This window comes from Promicromonospora sp. NPDC059942 (assembly GCF_042731755.1).
Taxonomy (GTDB): domain Bacteria; phylum Actinomycetota; class Actinomycetes; order Actinomycetales; family Cellulomonadaceae; genus Promicromonospora.
The window spans coordinates 457,228-476,983 of sequence record NZ_JBHWLR010000002.1; the positions used below are offsets into that span (position 1 = coordinate 457,228).

Annotated in this window: 21 protein-coding genes; 10 read left to right on the forward strand and 11 right to left on the reverse strand. The window is 73.6% G+C overall.

Annotation, left to right across the window (positions count from 1 at the left end):
- Positions 1-66: 66 nt before the first annotated feature.
- The gene (locus ACFV9Q_RS04540) at positions 67-516 is read right to left on the reverse strand and encodes an SRPBCC family protein (RefSeq protein ID WP_377233357.1); all 450 of its coding nucleotides are present in this window, start codon (positions 514-516) and stop codon (positions 67-69) included.
- 77 nt (positions 517-593) lie between these two features.
- On the opposite strand from ACFV9Q_RS04540, the gene ACFV9Q_RS04545 reads away from it, so the two are divergent.
- The gene (locus tag ACFV9Q_RS04545; protein WP_377233358.1) at positions 594-1,568 is read left to right on the forward strand and encodes a helix-turn-helix transcriptional regulator; all 975 of its coding nucleotides are present in this window, start codon (positions 594-596) and stop codon (positions 1,566-1,568) included.
- Positions 1,569-1,641: 73 nt separating this feature from the next.
- Here ACFV9Q_RS04545 and ACFV9Q_RS04550 read toward each other — a convergent pair whose 3' ends face one another.
- The 4 genes from ACFV9Q_RS04550 to otnK form a co-directional block, all read right to left on the reverse strand.
- Positions 1,642-2,442, reverse strand: coding sequence for a CHAD domain-containing protein (locus tag ACFV9Q_RS04550; protein WP_377233359.1), 801 nt, complete (start codon positions 2,440-2,442; stop codon positions 1,642-1,644).
- A 96-nt stretch (positions 2,443-2,538) separates the two neighbouring features.
- On the reverse strand, positions 2,539-3,327 hold the full coding sequence (locus ACFV9Q_RS04555; RefSeq protein ID WP_377233360.1) for a DeoR/GlpR family DNA-binding transcription regulator: 789 nt from the start codon (positions 3,325-3,327) through the stop codon (positions 2,539-2,541).
- 21 nt (positions 3,328-3,348) lie between these two features.
- Positions 3,349-4,023, reverse strand: a complete 675-nt coding sequence (locus ACFV9Q_RS04560; protein ID WP_377233361.1) for a class II aldolase/adducin family protein — start codon at positions 4,021-4,023, stop codon at positions 3,349-3,351.
- Positions 4,020-5,258, reverse strand: coding sequence for a 3-oxo-tetronate kinase (otnK, locus tag ACFV9Q_RS04565; RefSeq protein WP_377233362.1), 1,239 nt, complete (start codon positions 5,256-5,258; stop codon positions 4,020-4,022). Before otnK ends, ACFV9Q_RS04560 begins: the two co-directional genes overlap by 4 nt.
- A gap of 120 nt (positions 5,259-5,378) precedes the next feature.
- On the opposite strand from otnK, the gene ACFV9Q_RS04570 reads away from it, so the two are divergent.
- The 3 genes from ACFV9Q_RS04570 to ACFV9Q_RS04580 are packed head-to-tail and all read left to right on the forward strand — an operon-like array spanning position 5,379 to position 8,171.
- Positions 5,379-6,356, forward strand: coding sequence for a hypothetical protein (locus tag ACFV9Q_RS04570; RefSeq protein ID WP_377233363.1), 978 nt, complete (start codon positions 5,379-5,381; stop codon positions 6,354-6,356).
- On the forward strand, positions 6,290-6,769 hold the full coding sequence (locus ACFV9Q_RS04575) for a hypothetical protein (protein ID WP_377233364.1): 480 nt from the start codon (positions 6,290-6,292) through the stop codon (positions 6,767-6,769). The genes ACFV9Q_RS04570 and ACFV9Q_RS04575 overlap by 67 nt, the downstream gene beginning before the upstream one ends.
- 52 nt (positions 6,770-6,821) lie before the next feature.
- On the forward strand, positions 6,822-8,171 hold the full coding sequence (locus tag ACFV9Q_RS04580; protein ID WP_377233365.1) for an SLC13 family permease: 1,350 nt from the start codon (positions 6,822-6,824) through the stop codon (positions 8,169-8,171).
- Positions 8,172-8,195: 24 nt separating this feature from the next.
- Here ACFV9Q_RS04580 and ACFV9Q_RS04585 read toward each other — a convergent pair whose 3' ends face one another.
- Complete coding sequence (locus tag ACFV9Q_RS04585) at positions 8,196-8,990, reverse strand: SDR family NAD(P)-dependent oxidoreductase (RefSeq protein ID WP_377233366.1); 795 nt, start codon at positions 8,988-8,990, stop codon at positions 8,196-8,198.
- Between the two features lie 320 nt (positions 8,991-9,310).
- Positions 9,311-10,864, reverse strand: a complete 1,554-nt coding sequence (locus tag ACFV9Q_RS04590) for a zf-HC2 domain-containing protein (RefSeq protein WP_377233367.1) — start codon at positions 10,862-10,864, stop codon at positions 9,311-9,313.
- 155 nt (positions 10,865-11,019) lie between these two features.
- Here ACFV9Q_RS04590 and ACFV9Q_RS04595 point away from each other — a divergent pair, with 155 nt between their 5' ends.
- A complete protein-coding gene (locus ACFV9Q_RS04595; protein WP_377231126.1) occupies positions 11,020-11,379 on the forward strand; it encodes a nuclear transport factor 2 family protein in 360 nt (119 codons plus the stop codon).
- Between the two features lie 5 nt (positions 11,380-11,384).
- Positions 11,385-11,897, forward strand: coding sequence for a MarR family winged helix-turn-helix transcriptional regulator (locus ACFV9Q_RS04600; RefSeq protein ID WP_377233368.1), 513 nt, complete (start codon positions 11,385-11,387; stop codon positions 11,895-11,897).
- Between the two features lie 6 nt (positions 11,898-11,903).
- On the opposite strand, the gene ACFV9Q_RS04605 is transcribed toward ACFV9Q_RS04600, so the two are convergent.
- The 4 genes from ACFV9Q_RS04605 to ACFV9Q_RS04620 all read right to left on the reverse strand — a co-directional run bounded on the left by ACFV9Q_RS04605 (position 11,904) and on the right by ACFV9Q_RS04620 (position 15,857).
- The gene (locus ACFV9Q_RS04605) at positions 11,904-12,776 is read right to left on the reverse strand and encodes a DUF4184 family protein (protein ID WP_377233369.1); all 873 of its coding nucleotides are present in this window, start codon (positions 12,774-12,776) and stop codon (positions 11,904-11,906) included.
- A gap of 74 nt (positions 12,777-12,850) precedes the next feature.
- Complete coding sequence (locus ACFV9Q_RS04610) at positions 12,851-13,363, reverse strand: DUF664 domain-containing protein (protein WP_377231731.1); 513 nt, start codon at positions 13,361-13,363, stop codon at positions 12,851-12,853.
- A gap of 89 nt (positions 13,364-13,452) precedes the next feature.
- The gene (locus ACFV9Q_RS04615) at positions 13,453-14,475 is read right to left on the reverse strand and encodes an L-idonate 5-dehydrogenase (RefSeq protein ID WP_377233370.1); all 1,023 of its coding nucleotides are present in this window, start codon (positions 14,473-14,475) and stop codon (positions 13,453-13,455) included.
- Complete coding sequence (locus ACFV9Q_RS04620; RefSeq protein ID WP_377233452.1) at positions 14,472-15,857, reverse strand: MFS transporter; 1,386 nt, start codon at positions 15,855-15,857, stop codon at positions 14,472-14,474. Before ACFV9Q_RS04620 ends, ACFV9Q_RS04615 begins: the two co-directional genes overlap by 4 nt.
- Before the next feature lie 167 nt (positions 15,858-16,024).
- Here ACFV9Q_RS04620 and ACFV9Q_RS04625 point away from each other — a divergent pair, with 167 nt between their 5' ends.
- From ACFV9Q_RS04625 to ACFV9Q_RS04640, 4 genes are all read left to right on the forward strand, one after another.
- A complete protein-coding gene (locus ACFV9Q_RS04625) occupies positions 16,025-16,735 on the forward strand; it encodes a GntR family transcriptional regulator (protein ID WP_377233371.1) in 711 nt (236 codons plus the stop codon).
- A gap of 110 nt (positions 16,736-16,845) precedes the next feature.
- Entirely contained in the window at positions 16,846-17,541 is a 696-nt protein-coding gene (locus ACFV9Q_RS04630) for an ABC transporter ATP-binding protein (RefSeq protein WP_377233372.1), read from the forward strand.
- Positions 17,538-18,821 (forward strand): ABC transporter permease, encoded by a 1,284-nt coding sequence (locus ACFV9Q_RS04635; RefSeq protein ID WP_377233373.1) that lies wholly within the window; start codon positions 17,538-17,540, stop codon positions 18,819-18,821. Before ACFV9Q_RS04630 ends, ACFV9Q_RS04635 begins: the two co-directional genes overlap by 4 nt.
- A 117-nt stretch (positions 18,822-18,938) precedes the next feature.
- Entirely contained in the window at positions 18,939-19,661 is a 723-nt protein-coding gene (locus tag ACFV9Q_RS04640; RefSeq protein ID WP_377233374.1) for a ZIP family metal transporter, read from the forward strand.
- Positions 19,662-19,756 lie beyond the last annotated feature (95 nt).

The window sequence follows — 19,756 nt, forward strand, 5'->3', positions numbered from 1 at the left end:
TGGGGGAGGAAGGCGCCCAAATGCCGTTCTCCTTCCTTGCCCTCGCCCGCGGCCGCGGACGTTCGGTCAGCTCACGTCGCCGCGCCAGGCTCCGGTCTCACCGCCCCGCGACTCGATGAACTCCTTGAACCGGGCGAGGTCGCCCTGGACCTGGCGCTCGTCGAAGTTCAGGGCGCTGCCCACCTTCTCCGTGGCGCCCTCCGGTGCCCAGTCGAGCTGCACCGTGACGCGCGTCTCGTCGTCCTGGAGCCGGTGGAACGTGACCACACCGGCCTGCTGCGGCCCGGTCCTGCTGGCCCAGGCGACCCGCTCGTCCGGGTGCTGCTCGGTGATCTCGGCGTCGAACTCGCGCTCGACCCCGCCCACCGAGGTCTTCCAGTGCGTATGGGTCGGGTCCAGCTGACGGATCTCCTGAACGCCCTCCATGAACCGTGGGAACTGCTCGAACTGCGTCCACTGGTTGTAGGCGGTGCGCACGGGCACCTCCACGTCGATCGACTTCGTGATGCTGGCCACGAGCGTCTCCTTCCGTCGGGTCTTTTCACCCTCACCCGGGCGCGGCCCACTCGCTCGCCGAGGTCTAGCCTGCAGACGTGCCGTCCGAGACCAGCCCCACCGCCCGCGCGCTGCGCGCCCTGGAGATCCTGCAGACGCGCCCGGGCACGACGGCGGACGAGCTCGGCGACCGGCTCGGCGTCACGGAGCGGGCCGCCCGCCGGTACGTCGAGATCCTGCGGGAGGCGGGGATCCCCGTCACCTCGGCCCGGGGGCCGCACGGCGGCTACCGGCTCGGGCGCGGCACCCGGCTCCCGCCGGTCACGTTCACGCAGACCGAGGCGCTCGGCCTGGTCATGGCCGTGCTCGACAGCCACCCCGAGGCCGACGACCTCGTCAGCACCGCGCTCGGCAAGGTCATCCGCGCGCTGCCCGAGGACGTCGGCCGGCAGGCCGCCACCCTGCGTGAGCACGCGTCCGCGGCCCCGGACCGGTATGCGGCCCGCCCGGACACGGCCGTCACCAGCGAGCTCGTCGCCGCCGTCGCCGCCCGACGGCGCGTGCTGGTCACCTACCGTGGCGAGTCCGGCAGCGAGTGGGTCGCCGAGGTGGACCCCTGGGCCGTCGTCGTCCGGTACGGGCGCTGGTACCTCCTGTGCCACTCGCACCGCGCCGACGCCGTGCGCACCTACCGCGTGGACCGGGTCGTCGCCGTCGAGCACACGGACCGGCCGTTCGAGCCGCCCGCCGACCTCGACCCCGTCGCGGCGCTGGAGCAGCACCTCGGCACCGGCTGGCAGTTCACCACGAGGGTCGTGTTCGACGCCCCGCTCGCGGACGTCGCCCCGTGGATCGGCGCGCAGATGGGGCGCCTCGAAGCCGTGGGGGAGGACCGGTGCGTGCTGACGGGCACCACCCGCAACCCCGCGATGTACGCGCAGGAGTGGCTGGCGAGCGTGCCGTTCGCCTTCCGGGTCGAGGACGGCCCGGAGCTGCGGGCGGCGGTGGCGACGCTCGCGGAGCGACTGGCGGCGGCGGTGGGGACCCCTGACCCTGACGGCCCCGGGTCGTGAGATCGGTCGCCTGCTTTGAGATCGGTCCATCGATGGACCGATCTCAGAGCAACCGACCGAAGTCGACGATCCGCTAGGCCCTGGCCCGGCGCTCCAGGTCGCCCAGCGTGGCCGGGAGCGCCGCCAGGGCGGACAGGGCGCGGCCCTGGCACAGGTCCACGACGTCGTCGTACGCGCGGGAGTCGTCCGTGCGCACCCGGGCGTGGTCGCGGACGTGCTCGGCGAGGAGCAGGGCGTCGCGGTGGTCGCCCAGCACGGACTGGATCCGGTGGCCGACGTCGCCCAGGGCCTTGGTCCTGTCACCCAGCAGCCGGACCGGCTCGCGGGTGACGGCGTCGCAGGTGTGCCGCAGCCGGCGCGCCGCCTTGCGCAGCTCGTGGGCGGCCTCGGGGTCCGCGAGCCGCGGCGCGGCGTCGAGGGTGCGCCGTGCCTGCCGCCGCACCGTCCGGCGGGCCGCCTTCCTGGCCGGCTGCGCCGCCCGGTCGCCGAGCCGGGGCCGGGTCGCCCACTCGGCCAGCAGCCGGTCGAGGTCGCGGCTCCGCTCCGACCGGACCCAGCGCACCGCCTCCGCGTGGGCATGCAGGTGGGCAGCCCGCAGCGGGTCGACGAGAGCGGACCGGGCGTCGTCGTCCAGGCCCGCGGCGTCGGACGCCGCGGCGGCCTGCTGCGCCCGCACCTCCAGGTCGCGCGCCTTGCCCAGCACGTCGCCGAGCTCCTTGAGCCGGGAGCGGAGCGCGGCGGCGGCGTCCCGGTCGAGGTACCGGCGGAACGCGGCCAGCACGTTGCGCAGGCGCCGGACAGACGTGCGCAGCCGGTGCACGGCGTCGGGCTCGTCCGCCAGCGCCGCGGGGACGTCGTCGTGGATCCGGCGCACCAGGTCGCCGACCGCGAGGGTCAGCAGCTCGCCCGCGGTCCCGGGGCGCGTCGTGCCGTCGTCGGTGGTGGCGATTCACCCAGGCTATCGCGGGGGTCAGGTGAGCGGGGCGCGGACGACGTCGACGCCCAGGGCCTCGATGCGCTCGGCGTCCGCGTCGTCGAGCGCCAGGTCGCAGACCACCGTGTCGAGCTCGTCCAGCGACAGCACCCGGTACTTGGCGTAGCTGCCGAACTTGCCGCTGTCGGCGAGCAGCACGGTCGTGGTCGCCGACGCCATGGCCGCGCGCTTCGCCTCGATCTTGGCCTCGACCGGCGTCGTGACACCGTGCCGCGCGTCCCACGAGCTCGACGACAGGAACGCGATGTCCAGCGACAGCTCCGCCAGGGTCAGCGCGGCGAGCCGGCCGATCGTCGACTGGTTGTCGGGGTCCACGCGACCGCCCACGCTGATCAGGTCCACGCTGGGGTGGTCGAGGAACGCGAGTACCGTGCTGAGGTCGTTCGAGACGACCGTGAGCCCGGTGCGCTCCTCCAGGAACGGGCGCATCGCCTGCACCGTGGTGCCGGCGTCGAGGTAGAGCGTCATCGAGTCGGTGACCATCTCGGCCGCGGCGCGGGCGATCGCGGTCTTCTCCGCGAGGCCGGTCACCGCCTTCTCGGCGCGCCGGGGCTCGTTCAGCAGCCGGGTCACCAGGGTGGCGCCGCCCTGCGTCGCGCGCACCCGGCCCTGCTCGGCGAGCAGCGCCACGTCCCGGCGCGCGGTCATCTGGCTGATGCCGAGCAGCTCGGTGATCTGCCGGTAGCTGAGCACCTGCTCCGTGCGCAGGTGCCGCAGGATCTGCTGCCTGCGCTGCTCCGGGATCAGCGCCGTCGTCTTCGCCATCATCGCCTCCTGCGCGTCAGTCTAGGGTTCCGGGGTCCATGGGCTGCCCCACCGGTCGGCCAGCTCGCGGATGCGGTCCGAGGCCAGCTCGCGGCGCTCCGAACCCGCCGTGAGCAGCGCGATCCGGCACGCCTCCTCCAGCTCCGTGGCGCGGTCGACCGCCTCGTCCAGGCTCGCCCCGGCGACGACGGCGCCGTGGTTGGCGAGCAGCGCGGCGCGCAGCGGCCACGGCGCGGCCAGCAGGTCGTCGCCCAGTGCCGGGTCGCCCGGGTGCCGGTAGGGCAGCAGGGGCGCCTGCCCGACCCGCATCACGAAGTAGGGCGTGAGCGGCGGCACCGCGTTGTGCGCGGCCCACGGGGCGAGGCAGGCCAGCGCGACGGCGTGCGGGGAGTGCACGTGCACCACCGCGCGGTAGCCGTCCTCGCGCCGGTAGAACGCGGTGTGCAGCGGCGTCTCCTTGGAGGACCGCGCGCCGCCCAGGTGCGTGCCGTCGAGCGAGACCTCGGCGATGCCGTCCGGCGTCAGCCGGCCGAGCGAGGTGCCCGTGCCGCTGATCAGGACGCGGTCGCCGTCGCGCACGCTCACGTTGCCACTGCTGCCGGGGCTCAGGCCCGCCTCCACGAGCTGGCGGCCGGCCGCGATCAGCGCGGCCACCGGGCCCGTCACCTGGGCGGCGGGGTCGGTCGAGAGGCTCATGCCAGCACCTCCCACGCCTGGGTGAACAGGTCCTCGCCGCCGAAGTTGCCGCTCTTGAGCGCGAGCGCCACGTTCTTGTCGGTGCTGCCGTCGACGTCGCCCGCCGCCCAGCAGACCCCGGGAGCCAGCTCCGGCCCGATGTGCAGCGCGCCGACGCCGAGCGCCCGCACCACGGCGCCGCTGCTCTCGCCGCCCGCGACGATCAGGGCCGTCACCAGCCCGCGCTCCACGAGCAGTCGGGCCACCCCGGCGAGCACCCGCTCGACCACCGGCGCCACCTCGACGCCGTCCAGGTCGGAGCGCACGTCGGAGCGCTCGCGCGCCGCGCACACCACGGGGTGCGCGTCCGGGGACTGCTCCTCGACCCACGCCGCGAGCGCGGCGATCGTCGCCTGCTCGTCGGCGACCGCGGCCGCGACGTCGATCAGCCGCACCGGCTGCGTCCGCGCGGCGTGCGCGATCTGGGCGAGCGTCGTCGCCGACACGCTGCCGCACAGGACGGCGCCACGGCCGGACGCCGGGGCCGACCACAGGGCGTCGGGCAGCCGCGGGCCGGGGATACCGAGTGCCAGGCCCGAACCACCCGAGACCAGGACGTCGGCCGCCGTGGCGGCACCGATCGTCACCAGGTCGTCGTCGGTGATCGCGTCGACCACCGTGTACCGCGCGGCCGAGGCGTCGAGCGCGTCCCGGACGGCGTCGGCCCCCTGCCGCACCGCGGCGAGCGGCACCTCGCCGACGTCGTGCGGCGTCTGCGGGCGCAGCAGGTCCGCGACGCGCGAGCGGGTCATGGGGGTCAGCGGGTGGTCCCGCATCGAGGAGTTCTCCAGCAGGTCGGCGCCCACGAAGAGGTGCCCCTGGTAGACCGTGCGCCCGTTGGCGGGCAGCGAGGGCACGACGACGGCGCGGTCCGCGCCCACGGTGTCCGCCACCGCGTCGAGCACCGGACCGATGTTGCCCTCGTCGGTCGAGTCGAACGTGGAGCAGTACTTCACGTAGAAGCGGTCGGCGCCCCACGAGCGCAGGCGGGCCACCGCGTCGAGCGAGGCGGCGACCGCCTCGGCGCGCGGCGCGGTGCGCGTCTTGAGCGCGACCACCACGGCGTCGACCTCGGCGAGCTGGGCGGGGGAGAGCGTGCCGTCCTCGATCACCACGGAGACGCGGTGACCGGACGTGCGCAGCATGGTCGCGAGGTCGGTGGCGCCGGTGAAGTCGTCGGCGATGGATCCGAGCATGCTCAGATCTTCTCACACCGTGTGAGTATTTGATGCGAAGTTGGACGATGTTAGAAACTGTGGCACAGTTGCCGCCAGCCCGCTCGAACGCCGAGCGGGTGCACGACGATCGGAACAACGGTGATCCTCAATCACGTCTCCCGGACGCGAGCCCCGCTCCGCGTCGCCCTGACGGGTGCGAACGGCGGCTACGGGCGCACGTTCCTGGCGCAGCTCGCGCTGACGCCCGAGATTCGCCCGGCGGTGCTGGTCGACCCCGACGTCGCCGGCGTGCGGCGCATGCTCGACGAGCTGGGCTACCCGGCCGAGCGCGTCGCCGAGTCGGCCGACCCGGCCGGCACGGCGCGCCTGGTCCAGCAGGACCGCATCGCGCTGGTGGCCTCGGCCGACGCCCTGGACTGGACCGGCGTCGACGTCCTGGTCGAGGCCTGCGGCCGTGTCGCAGCCGGCTTCGGCTACGCCGCGGCCGCGCTCGAGCACGGCACGCACGTGGTCATGGTGAGCAAGGAGGTCGACACCGTCGTGGGCGCCGACCTCGGCGCGCGCGCCGCCGCGAACGGCCTCAGCTACCTGCCCGGCGACGGCGACCAGCCCGCCAACCTGCTGCGCCTGGTCGACTGGGTCAGCGCGGTCGGCCTCGACGTCGTGGCGATCGGCAAGTCCGGCGAGTACGACCTCGAGCTCGACCCCGCCACCGGCCGCGTCACCCAGGCCGGCGTCACGGTCGAGGCCCCGGCGCTGCTCGACCTGCTGGAGCTGGGCGACGACGTCGCCGGCACCCTGGCCCGTCGCGCCGACGCCGTGCGCGGCCTCAAGCGCGCCGCCGCCGCCGACTCGTGCGAGATGACCGTGGTCGCCACCCGCACCGGCACGTCCGCCGACGTCGAGGCCATGCACTACCCCGTGGCCCGCATCGCGGAGCTCGCCGACATCTACGCCGCCCGCGAGGACGGCGGCATCCTGACCCGCGACGGCGTGGTCGACGTCTTCTCGGCGCTCCGGCTGCCGGGCGAGGCGAGCTTCGCCGGGGCGTGTTCGCCGTGGTCCGGACGGGCGACCCGGTCACCTGGGAGCTGCTGCGCGGCAAGGGCCACGTGATCAGCCGCGACGGGAAGTACGCCTGCATCTACTGGCCGTACCACTACATGGGCGTCGAGACGCCGCTGACCGTGCACGCCGCGGTCGACCGCGTCCCGGCCCCGCCGGCCCGCTGGACGACGCTGCTCGCCGCCCGCGCGGCCGAGGACCTGGCGGTCGGCACGACGCTGCGCGTCGAGGGCCACCACCACGAGATCGCCGGGGTCGCCCCCGTGATGATCGACCCGGCCGAGACTGCCGCCCCCGACGCCGTCGCTCCCTACTACCTGCTCGACGGCGCGCGCCTCGCGCGTCCGGTCGCCGCGGGCACCCTGATCGGCCTGGCCGACGTCGACGGCGTCGACGCGCCCGCGCTGGCCGCCTACCTCGCGGGCACGGCCCGCACCACCACCACGAACGGAGACGATCGATGACGATTCTCGCCCCGTGCACGCAGGCCGCACGCTCACGCAAGGAGCTGACGGCATGACCGCCGAGATCGTCGCCCTGATCGGGCTCGCGCTCGTCTTCGGGATCTCCGCGCTGCGGAACGTCCACATGGGCGCGCTCGCGCTGGTGGCCGCCTTCGTGGTGGGCATCGGCGTGGTGGGGGAAGGCCTCGACGACGTGCTCGGCGGGTTCCCCGTCGACGCCCTGATCATCCTGGTGGGCATCACCTACCTGTTCGGCATCGCGCGCGAGACCGGCACCATCGACTGGCTGGTGGACCGCTCGCTCGGCCTGATCGGCGACCGGGTCGCGCTGCTGCCCTGGGGCCTGTGGCTCATCGCCACCGGCGTCGCCTGCCTCGGCACCTCGCACGCCGCGTTCGCCGTGGTGCCGATCGCCATGAGCCTGGCCGCGACCCACCGCATCAGCTCCACGATGATGGGCATCGCGATGAGCTCCGCCATCGTCGGTGGCGCGCTCGCGCCCACCAGCATCGTCGGCATCACCGTCCAGACAGTCGCCTCCAGCGCGGACATCCCGTACAACGCGGGCCTGATGTTCGGCCTGTCCGTCGGTGTCAACGCCCTGGTCGTGCTCGCCGCCTTCTTCCTGTTCGGCGGGCGCGAGCTGATCCAGCGCACGCGGCTGGCCCGTTCGGGGTCGGCCGGCGGCGCGGGCGGCGGTACCAGCGGGTCCGGCGGCGCGACGGGCGGGTCCGGCGGCGGCGTCGCCACGCTGGAGCGCACGGAGGTCAAGGCGCCGGCCAAGATCACGGCGATGCAGGTGCTCGTGATCGTCTCGATCCTGGTGCTGATCGGCGGGTTCTTCCTGCTCACCACGCTCGACGTCGACATCAACCTCGGCGTGGTCGCGCTGACCATCGCGGTGATCCTCGCGCTCGTGGACCCCGGCGTCGGACGCCGCGGGATCTCGCGGATCGACTGGAGCACCATCCTGCTGCTGGGCGGCATCATCACGTACGTCGAGGTGCTCACGCGGCTCGGCGCCATCGACCAGCTCGGCGAGGCCGCGCGCTCGGTCAGTGAGCCGCTCGTCGCAGCGCTCGTGCTGTGCATCGTGGCGGGCCTGGTCTCGGCGTTCGCGTCGACCATCGGCATCATCGGCGCGCTCATCCCGCTCGCCGTGCCGCTGCTGATCCCGGGCGGTGGCCTGGAGATGACGGGCTTCATCTACGCCCTTGCGATCTCCGCCTCGCTGGTCGACTGCGCGCCGTTCGGCACCACCGGCGCGACCATCGTCGCCTCGACGGTGGAGCACGACCGGCCGACGGTGAACCGGAACCTCACCATCTGGGGCCTGTCGATGGTGGTCATCGGCCCGGTCGTCACGCTGCTGACGATGGTCGTGCCCTTCCTCTGGGCCTGACCCGCCCCTGGCCGGAACCGCGCCTCAGGGCACGATCGAGTCCACGTAGCCGCCGTCCACCCGGACGGCGGCTCCCGTGGTTGCCGAGGCGAGCGCCGAGCTGAGGTAGGCCACCATGTTCGCGATCTCCTGCGGCTCGATGAGCCGCTGGAGCAGGGACTGCGGGCGGTACAGCCGCATGAACACCCGCTGTGCCTCCTCCCAGGGCAGGGTCTCGTCGACGAGCTCGTAGACGAAGTTCTCGACGCCGCCGGTGTGGGTGGGGCCGGCGATGACGGTGTTGACCGTCACGCCGGTGCCTGCCGCCTCCTTCGCGAAACCGCGGGAGACGCCCAGCAGCGCCGTCTTCGAGACGCCGTAGTGGATCATCTCGGCCGGGATCACGATGGCCGAGTCGCTGGCGATGTTCAGCACCCGCCCCCAGCCGCGCGCCGTCATGCCGGGCAGCGTCTCGCGGGTCAGGCGGACGGCCGCCAGCACGTTGACCTCGAAGTACCGGCGCCACTGGTCGTCGTCGATCTCCAGGGCCGGCACGCTGCCGAAGATGCCCAGGTTGTTGACCAGCACGTCGACGTCGCCCACGGCCGCGAGCACCTGCGCGGCCCCCGCCGCGTCGGTGACGTCGCCGGTCGCCGCCACGAGGTCCCGGTCCGCCGACTCCTCCAGCAGCTCGTCGATCGTGGCGACGACGCCGTCGGGGCGGCGTCCGTTGATCGCCACCCGGGCGCCCGCGTCGGCGAGCGTCGCGGCGATCGCCCGCCCGATGCCCTGGGTCGAGCCCGTCACCAGCGCGGTCCTGCCGGTCAGATCGATGCGCATCTTTCCCCTTGCTCTCTCGTCTGCTTCGTCGGTCGGCCGCCCGGAAGCCGGCCGACCGACTGAGTCGATCGACCGTCCGGAGGCGACCTGACCTGGGGCGTGGGTGCCGGGTGGGCCGAACTCCGTCCGGCGTGGCCCTGTCCAGTTCACCCAGCCTGAACTATCCGGCTGAGCCCGCAAACGCAGGCTCCAGCCGAACGAGATCCGGCCCAGCCGACCACCCCTCCACCCGTCACGTCACCCCCGGACCTGCCCGGCATCGGACGCCGGAACCGCGCCGTCGGGGCGGACGTTCCTCGGCGGCGCTCAGTCGGCGGCACTCAGTCGTCGGCGCGGGACCAGCGGTCCCAGAGCCACAGGAGGAAGACGAGCACCAGGAACGCGGGGACGCCCGCGACGCCGAGCCGGGCGAACCAGCTCGTCATCTCGGCGCCGAGGCCCGGTCGCGACCCGTCGGCACTGCTCGGTCCGTCAGTGCCGTCCGTGCCGCTGCCGTTCTCGCCGGTGCCGTTCTCGCCGGTGCCGTTCTCGCCGGTGCCGCTCTGGCCGGTGCCGCTCTGGCCGGTGCCGTCGCCGCTTGCACTGCCGTCTTCGCCGTCGCTTGCGCTGCCGTCCCCGGCTCCGTCGGCCGAGCTGCCGCCCGTCTCCTCGGACGTGCCGACCGGGATCCCGAGGTCGGCCAGCCACCCTGTCACCGTGTCCGCGAGGTCCGCGCCCGGCAGGTCCGCCGGGTCGGATCCGGCACCCGAATCGGCACCACCGCCGTCCGCACCGCCGCCAGCACGACCGCCGTCGTCCTGGCCGGTCTCGGCGCCGTCACCTTCGGTCCCGCCGCCAGCCTGGGTGTCCGCGCCTTCGCCGCTGCCAGCACCGGCCCCCGCCCCGCCGTCGCCCGCACCCGCACCCGCGCCGTCGCCCGCGCCCCCGCCGCCCTCACCCGCACCCGGGTTCGCGGCCGACTCGGCGGCCGGGGGTTCGTCCGGCTGGTTTGCGACCAGCGCCGCCGCACCGCCGCCGATCGCGAGCGCGGCGAGCACACCGGCCACGATCGCGGCCTCCTTCTTGCCGAACGCGGGCTTCGGGGCGCCGGCGGCTCCCGCCGCGCCCGCGCCCGCACCAGCCCCGGCACCCGCCGCACCAGCCACCGCGGCGCCCAGCGCACCCGTGGCCACGGCGCCGGCGACGAGGTGCTGTCCCAGGTCGCGGAGCATCCAGGAGACCTCGCGCACGTCGACGAACGCGCGCGTGCACTCGGCGCAGCCGTCCATGTGCGCCTCGACCCGGGCGCGGCGGCGGGGGAGCAGCCGCTCCTTGAGGTAGTCGTGCATCGCGGCGCGGGTGGTGCGGCACTCCGGCTCGTTGACGGTCTGGGCGTGCGCGGCGGCGAACGCCCCGGCGAGGCGTTCCTCGGCTCGCCGTAGCCGCATCGTCACAGCGTGCGGACGGACCCCGAGGTCGCCGGCGATGTCGGCGACGGCCATGTCGTGGACGTGCCGGTCCAGGAGGATCTTGCGGTCGTCGTCGGCCAGGTCGGACAGCGCCGAGCGGAGCATGGAGACGTCGGCCGCACGCTCCGCGCCCAGCTCGGTACCGGCGACCGGGGGCGTCAGCAGCTCCAGGGTGTCGTCCTCGACCGGGCGGCTGCGGCCTGCTTCCCGGGTCATCGAGATGGCCTCGTTGACCGCGGCCCTGCGCCAGTAGGGGGCGGGGTCGTCGATGGTGCCGCCGGTGGAGACGATCCGGACCATCTTCTCGAGGGCGCGGCTGGTGGCCTCCTCGGCGTCGATGCCGGGTACGCGTGCCGCGACGGAGCGTACGACGTTGGGCCGGTGCACCACCCAGTCGTCGAGCTGCAACGCGCGTGCGGCAGTCATACCGGTCCATCCCCTCCCGTTCGGGGACCATTCCACCGAGGTCGGGCGGAAGCCGCGCGATGAACCGAAGAATGTGCGTCAACGCACGACGGGCTTGACGGGCGGCGCGGGGACACCTACTTTGAGTGAAACTTCACGTAAATCTGGAGGGTGTCATGTCGGACCCGAGCCTTGAGAAGCTGATGCGCGCCAACCTGCTGGAGGTCTTCGGCGAGCGCGACCCCGCCCGCCGGGCGGAGGCGATCCGCCGGACCTACACCGAGGACGTCGTCTTTGCCGATGCGGAGGGCCAGGTCGAGGGGCACGAGGCCCTCGACACGAAGGTGCGGGAGATCCTGGACGGGGCGCCGGGCTTCGTGTTCCGCCCCGACGGGGACTTCTACCAGGTGCAGGACCTGGGCTACCTGGCGTGGGCGCTCGGACCCGAGGGGGCGCCGCCGGTCGTCCGCGGGACGGACATGGGCTTCGTCCGCGACGGGCTGCTCGCCAAGGTCTACACAGTCCTGTTCCGCTGACCGGCATGGGCGGGTACGACGTCCCTCCCGAGTCGCCCTTCGCGTTCCTCGACGACGACCAGGCGCGCGCCTGGTACGCCTACATGAAGGTGCACCTGCGCCTGCGGTACGAGATGAACCACCAGCTCCAGGCCGACGCCGACGTCTCGCTGGCGGACTACGACGTCCTGGTCGCGCTCACCAGCGACCCGGACGGCCGGATGACGGTCTCCGACCTGGCCACGCGGATCGGCGCCGAACGAAGCCGGGTGTCCCACCAGGTGCTGCGCATGGCTCGCCGGACCCTGGTCGAGGTCACCCCGAGCGCGCGGGACCGCAGGGCCACGGACGTCACCCTGACCGACGAGGGGCGTGCCCTGCTCGGCCGGGCCTCGCCGGGCCACGTCGCGTTCGTGCGCTCCGTCTTCCTCGACGCGCTGTCGGGCGCGCAGACCCGGCAGCTGGCGGGCGCGCTCGAGCGCGTCTACGACCAGCTGATCGCGCACGGGACGCTCCCACGCCCCGCGGACCACCCCTGAGCGGCGTCATCCCCGAGCGGCGTCATCCCTAGCGGCGGAGCGCGCGCCCCGCATCGCCCACCACACCACGACGTAGAGCAGCAGCGCGCCGATCAGGGCCGCCCCGGCCCCGGTCGCGACGTCGGAGAGCACACCCTCGACGATGTCCCGGGGCGCGAGGCCCGCGGCGTCGGACGACGACCCGGCGGACCACCAGCGGAGCGTGCCGAGCACGGCTCCGACCACCGCGACGGCGACGACCGCCCACAGCCCGCGGTGCGTCGTCCGCCAGGCCGCCGTGCCCTGTCGGACCGCACCCCACCCCGGCATCCGCGACCGCCGCCGCCACAGGTACACCGCGATGACCACGAGCCCCACGACGGTGCTCACGTGCTGGAGCAGCCGGGCCCACGTGAGATCGCCGAACGCCGTGGCGCTCAGCAGGGGCAAATGCGTGACCACCCAGCCGTCGCCGTGCGTGAAGGAGTCCCACACCAGGTGCGTGGCGATCCCGATCACCAGCGACAGCAGCACCCACCCGGTGCGCGCGAGCGGCGCGCCCGGCGCCGTCGTCCGCGGCGCGCCGGCCCCGCCCGCTCCGGCGGCGTCGGCCCGCACGACGGCGGGCAGCAGCGCCCCGACCGGCCGCCGCGCCACCCGGAGGAACCCGTACAGCGCCAGCGCGTACGGCAGGCTCACCGTGACGGCCCCGACCAGGGAGTGCGACGTCGTCGCGTTCAGGAACGGCTCGTACCAGGACTGGGCGCTCACGGGGACCGGCGTGCTGCGCGCGAAGTACGGCAGGTCGGGCGCGACCGCCCCGGCCACGAGCGCGGCGGCGCTGAACGGGCGGCGCAGCAGGGGCAGCACCGCGGCGGGGTGCGAGAGCGTGAACGGCATGCGGGTCCTTCGGGGGCAGAGCCGGCGGCCGCCCCCGGGTGTGGGGAGCGGCCGCCGGAGGAGCGGGGGGAGGTTCAGCGGCGACGCAGCACGAGACCGCGCACGTACGACGCCTGACCAGCATGCTGCAGGTCGTCGTTCACGACGCTGACCAGCCGCACACCGAGCGTCACCGGTGGGTCCCACCGCGTGTCGACGATGCGGTCGAGGTCGTCGTCGGACAGCCGGTTCAGGTACCGCACCGTCTGGTCGTGCACGGCGTCGTGATACCCCGTCAGCAGGTCGCCGGAGGAGACCTGGACCGCGGCGACCTCGTCGGCGTCGTGCCGGTAGCCGGTCTCCTCCGCCGGGAAGGGCAGGCCGAACCGGCGGTCCCAGCCGTCGTCCGACCAGATCTGGCTGGTGCCCGCGGCGTCGGCGACGTGGTCGTCCTGGACCCGGGTCAGGTGCCAGACGAGCCACGCGACCGAGTTGGACCCGTCGTCGGGCCGGAAGGCGAGCTCGTCGGGGGACAGCCCCCGGACCGCGCCGTGCACCGTCTCCTTGATCCGGCCGAATGCGTCCACCAGCAGATCCGTACCCCGCATCGTTCCCCCTCAGGCCTCGACGTCGCGTGCGGTGCCACGATGCCACAGCGCCGCCGACGGCGGCTGATCAGCCCGCCGACGGCGCACGCTCAGCCCGCGAGCCGGATCATCACCTTGCTGCTGTCCCGCCCCGCGGCGGCCGCCAGCGCCGCGCCGGCCTCCTCGATGCCGAACCGGTGGGTGATCACGCCGGACACGTCGAGCCCGTCGCGCAGCGCCGCGAGCGCGTCGCTGATCTCCTCGACGAACCGGTAGGCGCCGATCCACGTGATCTCGCGGGTCACGAGGTCGCCGAGCGCGGCGGGGGCCGCCGTGCCGGGCAGGTTGCCGACCTGCACGAGGGTGCCGCCGCGGGCCGTGGCCCGCAGCACGCCGCCGAGCGCCGCCGGGGCGCCGGAGGCCTCGAAGACGAGCTCGCTGTCGGGCGGCAGCACGTCGCCGCCCGCCACGTTGAGCACGTGGTCGGCGCCGAGCTCCTTGGCCACGGCCAGGGAGGTGTCGGAGACGTCGGCCGCGGTGACGGAGGCGGCGCCGGCGTGCTTCGCGGCGGCCACGACGAGGCACCCGATGGGGCCCGCGCCGTTGACCACCACGTCGCGCCCGGTGACGGCGCCGGCCCGGCGTACCGCGTGCATCGCCACGGCGAGCGGCTCGGCCAGCGCGCCCAGCTCGGTGCCGACGCCGTCGGGCAGACGGCGGAGCTGAGCCGCGGGGACGGCCCGCAGCTCGCTGAACCCGCCGTCGGTCGGGGGGTCGAAGGCGGCCGACCCGAAGTACCGGACCTGCGAGTGCAGGTTGGTGCGCCCGGCCAGCCGGTCGGGCAGCACGGACTCGGGAGTGGCCTGGGCCGGGTGCACCGTGACCGCGGTGCCGGGCGCCCAGCCGGTGACGCCGCGGCCGCTCGCGACCACGCGCCCGGCGACCTCGTGGCCCAGCACGAGCGGGCCGCGCAGCACGGCGGTGCCGGAGGCGCCGTTCTTCCAGTAGGCGACGTCGGACCCGCAGACGCCGCCCCACTCCATGGCCACGACGACCTCGCCGGGCCCGGCCACGGGGTCGGGGCGCTCCTCGACCCGCAGGTCGCCGGCGCCGTGGACGACGACGGCCCTCATGCCGCGTCCTCGAGCTGGACCAGGTCGCGGCCCTGGGTCTCCGGGGAGAGGCGCGCCGCCACCAGGGTGATCGTCGAGTAGACGATGAGCATCGCCGCGATGGGCCACCAGCTCCCGGTCGCCGCGGTCAGCGACGCGGCGATCACCGGCCCGATCGCGGTGGCGAGGATGCCGCCGATCTCCTTGGACAGGGCGAGCTGCGTGAACCGGGTGCGGGCGCCGAACAGCTCCGCCATCGTCACGCTCTCCAGGGCGAACAGGCCCAGCACGCCGAGGTTCAGGCCGGCGATCATGCCGAACAGCAGGGCGGCGGTGCTGCCGCTGGTGATCAGCAGCATCATCGGGAACGCGAACGCGATGGTCAGCAGGGACAGCGCGGTGTAGATGGCGCGCCGGCCGAACCGGTCGCCGAGCATGCCCACCAGGGGCACGGTCACGAAGCCCGCGATGGAGCCCCACATGATGGCCTCGGTGGGCAGGGCCCGGTCCATGGCCAGGCTGGTGGCGATGTAGCCGACCAGGAAGGTCTGCACCAGGCCGGAGTTGCCCGCCTGGCCGAACCGCAGGGCCAGGGCCAGGAAGAACGCCTTGCCCTTGCGCTGCGTCAGTGCGGCCTCCAGCACGGGTGCGGCCTTGGTCTCCTTGACCTCGGCGCGGGTCAGGGCCACGCCGTCGACGACGTCGGGCCGGGCCTCGAAGACCGGGCTCTCCTTGACGTTGCGGCGGATCCAGACGGCGAAGATCATCAGCACGAAGCTGAGCAGGAACGGCAGGCGCCAGCCCCAGGACAGGAGCTGCTCCTCGCTGAGCACGACCAGCAGCAGGGCCCACAGTGCTGAGGCCGCCAGGGTGCCGGAGTTGGTGCCGAGCGAGACCAGCGAGGCGACCAGGCCGCGCCGCTTGACGGGCGCGTACTCGGCGAGCATGACGGTGGCGCCCGCGATCTCGGCGCCTGCGCCGAAGCCCTGGATCAGCCGCAGCGCGACCAGGAGGATCGGCGCGGCGATCCCGATCATCTGGTAGGTCGGCAGCACGCCGATCAGCGTGGTCGAGACGCCCATGAGCGCGATGGTCAGGAACAGCACCTTGCGGCGTCCGATCCGGTCGCCCATGCGGCCGAAGTAGACGGCGCCCGCGAGCCGCGCCACGTACCCGACGCCGTAGGTGGCCATCGCGGCGATCAGGGCGATGGCGGGGCTGACCCCGGGGAAGAAGATCTGGTTGAAGACGATCGCGGCCGCCAGCGAGTAGAGCTGGAAGTCCATGAACTCCATGGCGGTGCCGAGCCAGCCGGACACGGCGGCCCGGGTCAGGTCCTTGGTGGACCGGGTGACGGCGTTGCCCGGAGAGCTGCCCGGTGAGGTGTTGCCCGGTGAGGTCATAGCGGTGTCCGCCATGGGAGGTGCTCCTTGACTTCTTTGACTGACGTCGTTGTCCGAACGGCTGCGACGGCCGATGTGTGGCAGGCCTTGTATGTAAGCAGCGTCCACAAGTCTGTGTCAACCGTCGGTGGCATGGGAGCGGGCGTCTTCTCGTCTAGACTCCGGGCATGGGGCAAGCCTCGACCCGATCGAACCGGAGCGTCGTCTACGAGACGCTGCGGCGCAAGGTGCTCACGCTGGAACTCGCTCCGGGGGCCTCCCTGTCGGAGAACGAGCTGGCCGCGTCCCTCGGCGTGAGCCGCACGCCGGTGCGCGAGTCCCTGATCCTGCTCGGCGAGGAGGGCCTGGTCCGGGTCTTCCCCAAGGTCGGGTCCTTCGTGTCCCGGGTCGACGCCGAACGCGTCGCCGACGCGCAGTTCCTCCGCGAGGCGGTCGAGCTGGCCGCGTTCGACGACATCCCCGGGACGCTGGACGCCGACCTGCTCGCGGAGCTCCGGGCCAACCTGGAGCAGCAGCGCGAGCCCGGGCTCGACATCGAGCGGTTCTTCGCGCTCGACGAGGCGTTCCACCACGGCCTGCTGCGGCTGAGCGGGCACGGCAGGGCCTGGTCGACGGTGGTGGCGGCCAAGGGACACCTGGACCGCGCGCGACGCCTCGGCCTGCACGAGACCAACGGCGTCGGCCGGTTCGTGGACGAGCACCATGCCATCCTCGACGCCGTGGTCGCCGGGGACATCTCCAGCGCCCGCGACAGCCTCCGGGCGCACCTGCGCGCCGTCTTCGACGACATCGAGAAGACCCGGCAGCGCTCGCCCGAGCTGTTCGCCGCGGACGACGGGACCGTGCCCGTGCGCCGCAGCATCGCCGTCTGGGAGTAGGCGGTACCAGGGGGGTACACAGGAGTCATCGCTGGGACGATTCGCGCGCGCCCGCCGTGGACCAGAGTCGGTCACGTCAAACATCCCCGGCACCACGAGAGGCGGCCGACGTGGCCTCCCCACTGATCTCCGTCCATGACCTGCGCAAGACCTACGGGTCCGGCCCCAGCGCCTTCGAGGCGCTCAAGGGCCTCGACCTGGACATCGCCCGGGGCGAGTCCCTGGCGATCGTCGGCAAGAGCGGCTCGGGCAAGTCGACCCTGATGCACCTGCTCGCCCTGCTCGACCGGCCCACCTCGGGCACCATCACCCTGGACGGCACCGACACGTCGCGGCTGTCCGCACGGCAGCTCAACCACACCCGCAACAGCGCCTTCGGGTTCGTCTTCCAGCAGTTCTTCCTCAACGCCCAGGCCAGCGTGCTGGACAACGTGACGCTCCCGCTCAAGATCGCCGGGGTGGCGCGCCGCGAGCGCACCGCCCGCGGGATGGCGGCGCTGGCCCAGCTCGAGCTCGACGACAAGGCGGGCAACAAGGCCAACGACCTGTCCGGCGGGCAGAAGCAGCGCGTGGTCATCGCCCGGGCGCTGATCAACACGCCGCGCGTGATCTTCGCCGACGAGCCGACCGGCAACCTCGACACCGCCACGGGCGCCGTCGTGGAGGACATCCTCTTCGACCTGAACCGGCGCCAGGGCATCAACCTGGTGGTCGTCACGCACGACGAGGAGCTCGCCGCCCGCTGCGACCGCAGCGTCTACATCCGCGACGGCCTGGTCGCCGAGCATGCGGAGGTGGCGGCATGAGGGCCCTCGACGTCGTCACCACGGCGTTCCGCAACGCGTTCCGGTCCCGGCTGCGGACCAGCCTGACCGTCCTGGCCATCTTCATCGGCGCGTTCACGCTGTCGGTGACCAACGGCCTGGGCACCGGCATCAACCGGTACATCGACGACACGGTGGCCTCGGTGGGCGTCGACGACGTCATGACCGTCACCGCGACGAACGAGGACGCGCCGACCGACGGCGGCCCCGCCGAGTACGACCCCGACCAGATCGCCGTCGAGGGTCCGCCGGGGGCCACGGCGACCGCCCTGACCGACGACGACATCGACACGATCGCCGGGATCGACGGCGTCCTGTCCGTGGAGCCGGTCAAGAACGTCACCACCGACTACGTCCAGCACGACGGCGGCGACAAGCTCCAGCTCTCGATCTCCCAGTTCGTGCCCGGGATGAAGGTCGAGCTCGCGTCCGGCACCCAGGTCGACCTCGACGCCGCCGACCCGCAGGTCGTGCTGCCCGAGAGCTACCTCGAGCCGCTGGACCTGGGCACCGCGGCCGACGCCGTCGGGCAGACCGTGCTGCTGGCCGTCACCGACGGCACCGGCACCCAGGTGACCACCGAGGCGGACGTCGTGGGCATCGCCGAGCCCGGCGTGATCAGCATGGCCGGCGCGATCCCCAACGACACGCTCGCCGAGAAGCTCTACGACCTGCAGACCACGGGGGCGCCGGAGGCGGAGACCACGCGGTATGCCCAGGCGTCCGTCTCGTTCGACGCCGCGGCGGGCGACGAGGCGACGCAGGCCCTCCAGGACCGGCTGGAGGACGCCGGCTACACCGCCAGCACCCTGGAGGACCAGCTCGGCACCATCACCTCCGTGATCGACGCCATCGTGCTCGTGCTCAACGGGTTCGCGGTGATCGCGCTGGTCGCGGCCGCCATCGGCATCGTCAACACCCTCTTCATGGCGGTGCAGGAGCGCACCCGCGAGGTGGGGCTCATGAAGGCGATGGGGCTGTCCAGCCCGCGCGTCTTCGCCCTGTTCAGCATCGAGGCGGTGGTCATCGGCCTGGTCGGCAGCGCCCTGGGCGTGCTCGCGGCGATCGGCGTCGGGCAGCTCGTGGGCGGGGTCTCCGGGGACCTCCTGGCGAACCTCCCGGGGCTCACGCTCATCGCGTTCGACCCGGTGACGGTCGCGGCCGTGGTGCTCGGAGTCATGGCCATCGCGTTCCTCGCCGGCACGCTGCCCGCGCTGCGGGCCGCCCGGCAGGACCCGATCTCCTCGCTGCGGTACGAGTGAGTGACCGGACGCCTCCTTCGCCGCGCGGCGAAGGAGGCGTCCGGCTACTTTTCAGTGCATGAACCTGTCGGACGACGGCGGCGTCCTGACCGGCCCGATGCTCCTGACGGCGCCCCGATGCTCGTAGCCGCGCTGTGGGGCGCGGTCGGCGCGGCGGCGCTGGTCGTCGGCGCCCTCGTCGCCTACGCCGGGGCGCCCAGCCGCCGGTTCATCGCCGTCGTCATGGCGCTCGGCGCCGGCCTGCTCATCGGCTCGGTCTCCTTCGAGCTGGTCGACGAGGCGGTCAAGACCGCGTCGGTCGGCCTCGTGGGGCTGCTCACGCTGCTGGGCGCCGCCACGTTCACCGTGGGGGACTGGTGGCTGGGCCGCAAGGGCGGCGGCGGGCGCAAGGACGCGGATGGCGCGCAGGCGGACGGGAACCCGCTCGCGATCGTCTTCGGCTCGGTGCTCGACGGCGTCCCGGAGTCGTTCGTGCTGGGCCTGACGGTCCTCCAGGGTGACGTCAGCGTCGCCCTGCTGGCGGGCATCGTGCTGAGCAACTTCCCGGAGGGCCTGTCGTCCTCCAGCGGGCTGCGCGCCACGGGCTGGGCCCGGTCGCGGGTGCTGTGGATGTGGTCGGTCGTCGTGCTGGTCTCGGCGGTGAGCGCCGCGCTCGGCTTCCTGCTGCTCGACCCGGCCACCGGGCGCACCGGGGCGGCCGCCCAGGGCTTCGCGGCGGGCGCGCTGCTCGCGATGGTCTCGAACACGCTCCTGCCCGAGTCGTACAAGGTCGAGGGGGTGGCGACCGGCTCGCTGGTGGCGATCGGCTTCGCCGTCTCCCTCATGATGTCCGCGATCTGACCGTCCGCGCTGCCGGGCCTCCGTCGTCGCGCAGCTCACCCGTTCTGGGGGAGTCCCGCCGGGCACCCCGCGGCGAGCATGGGGGCACCCGAGCA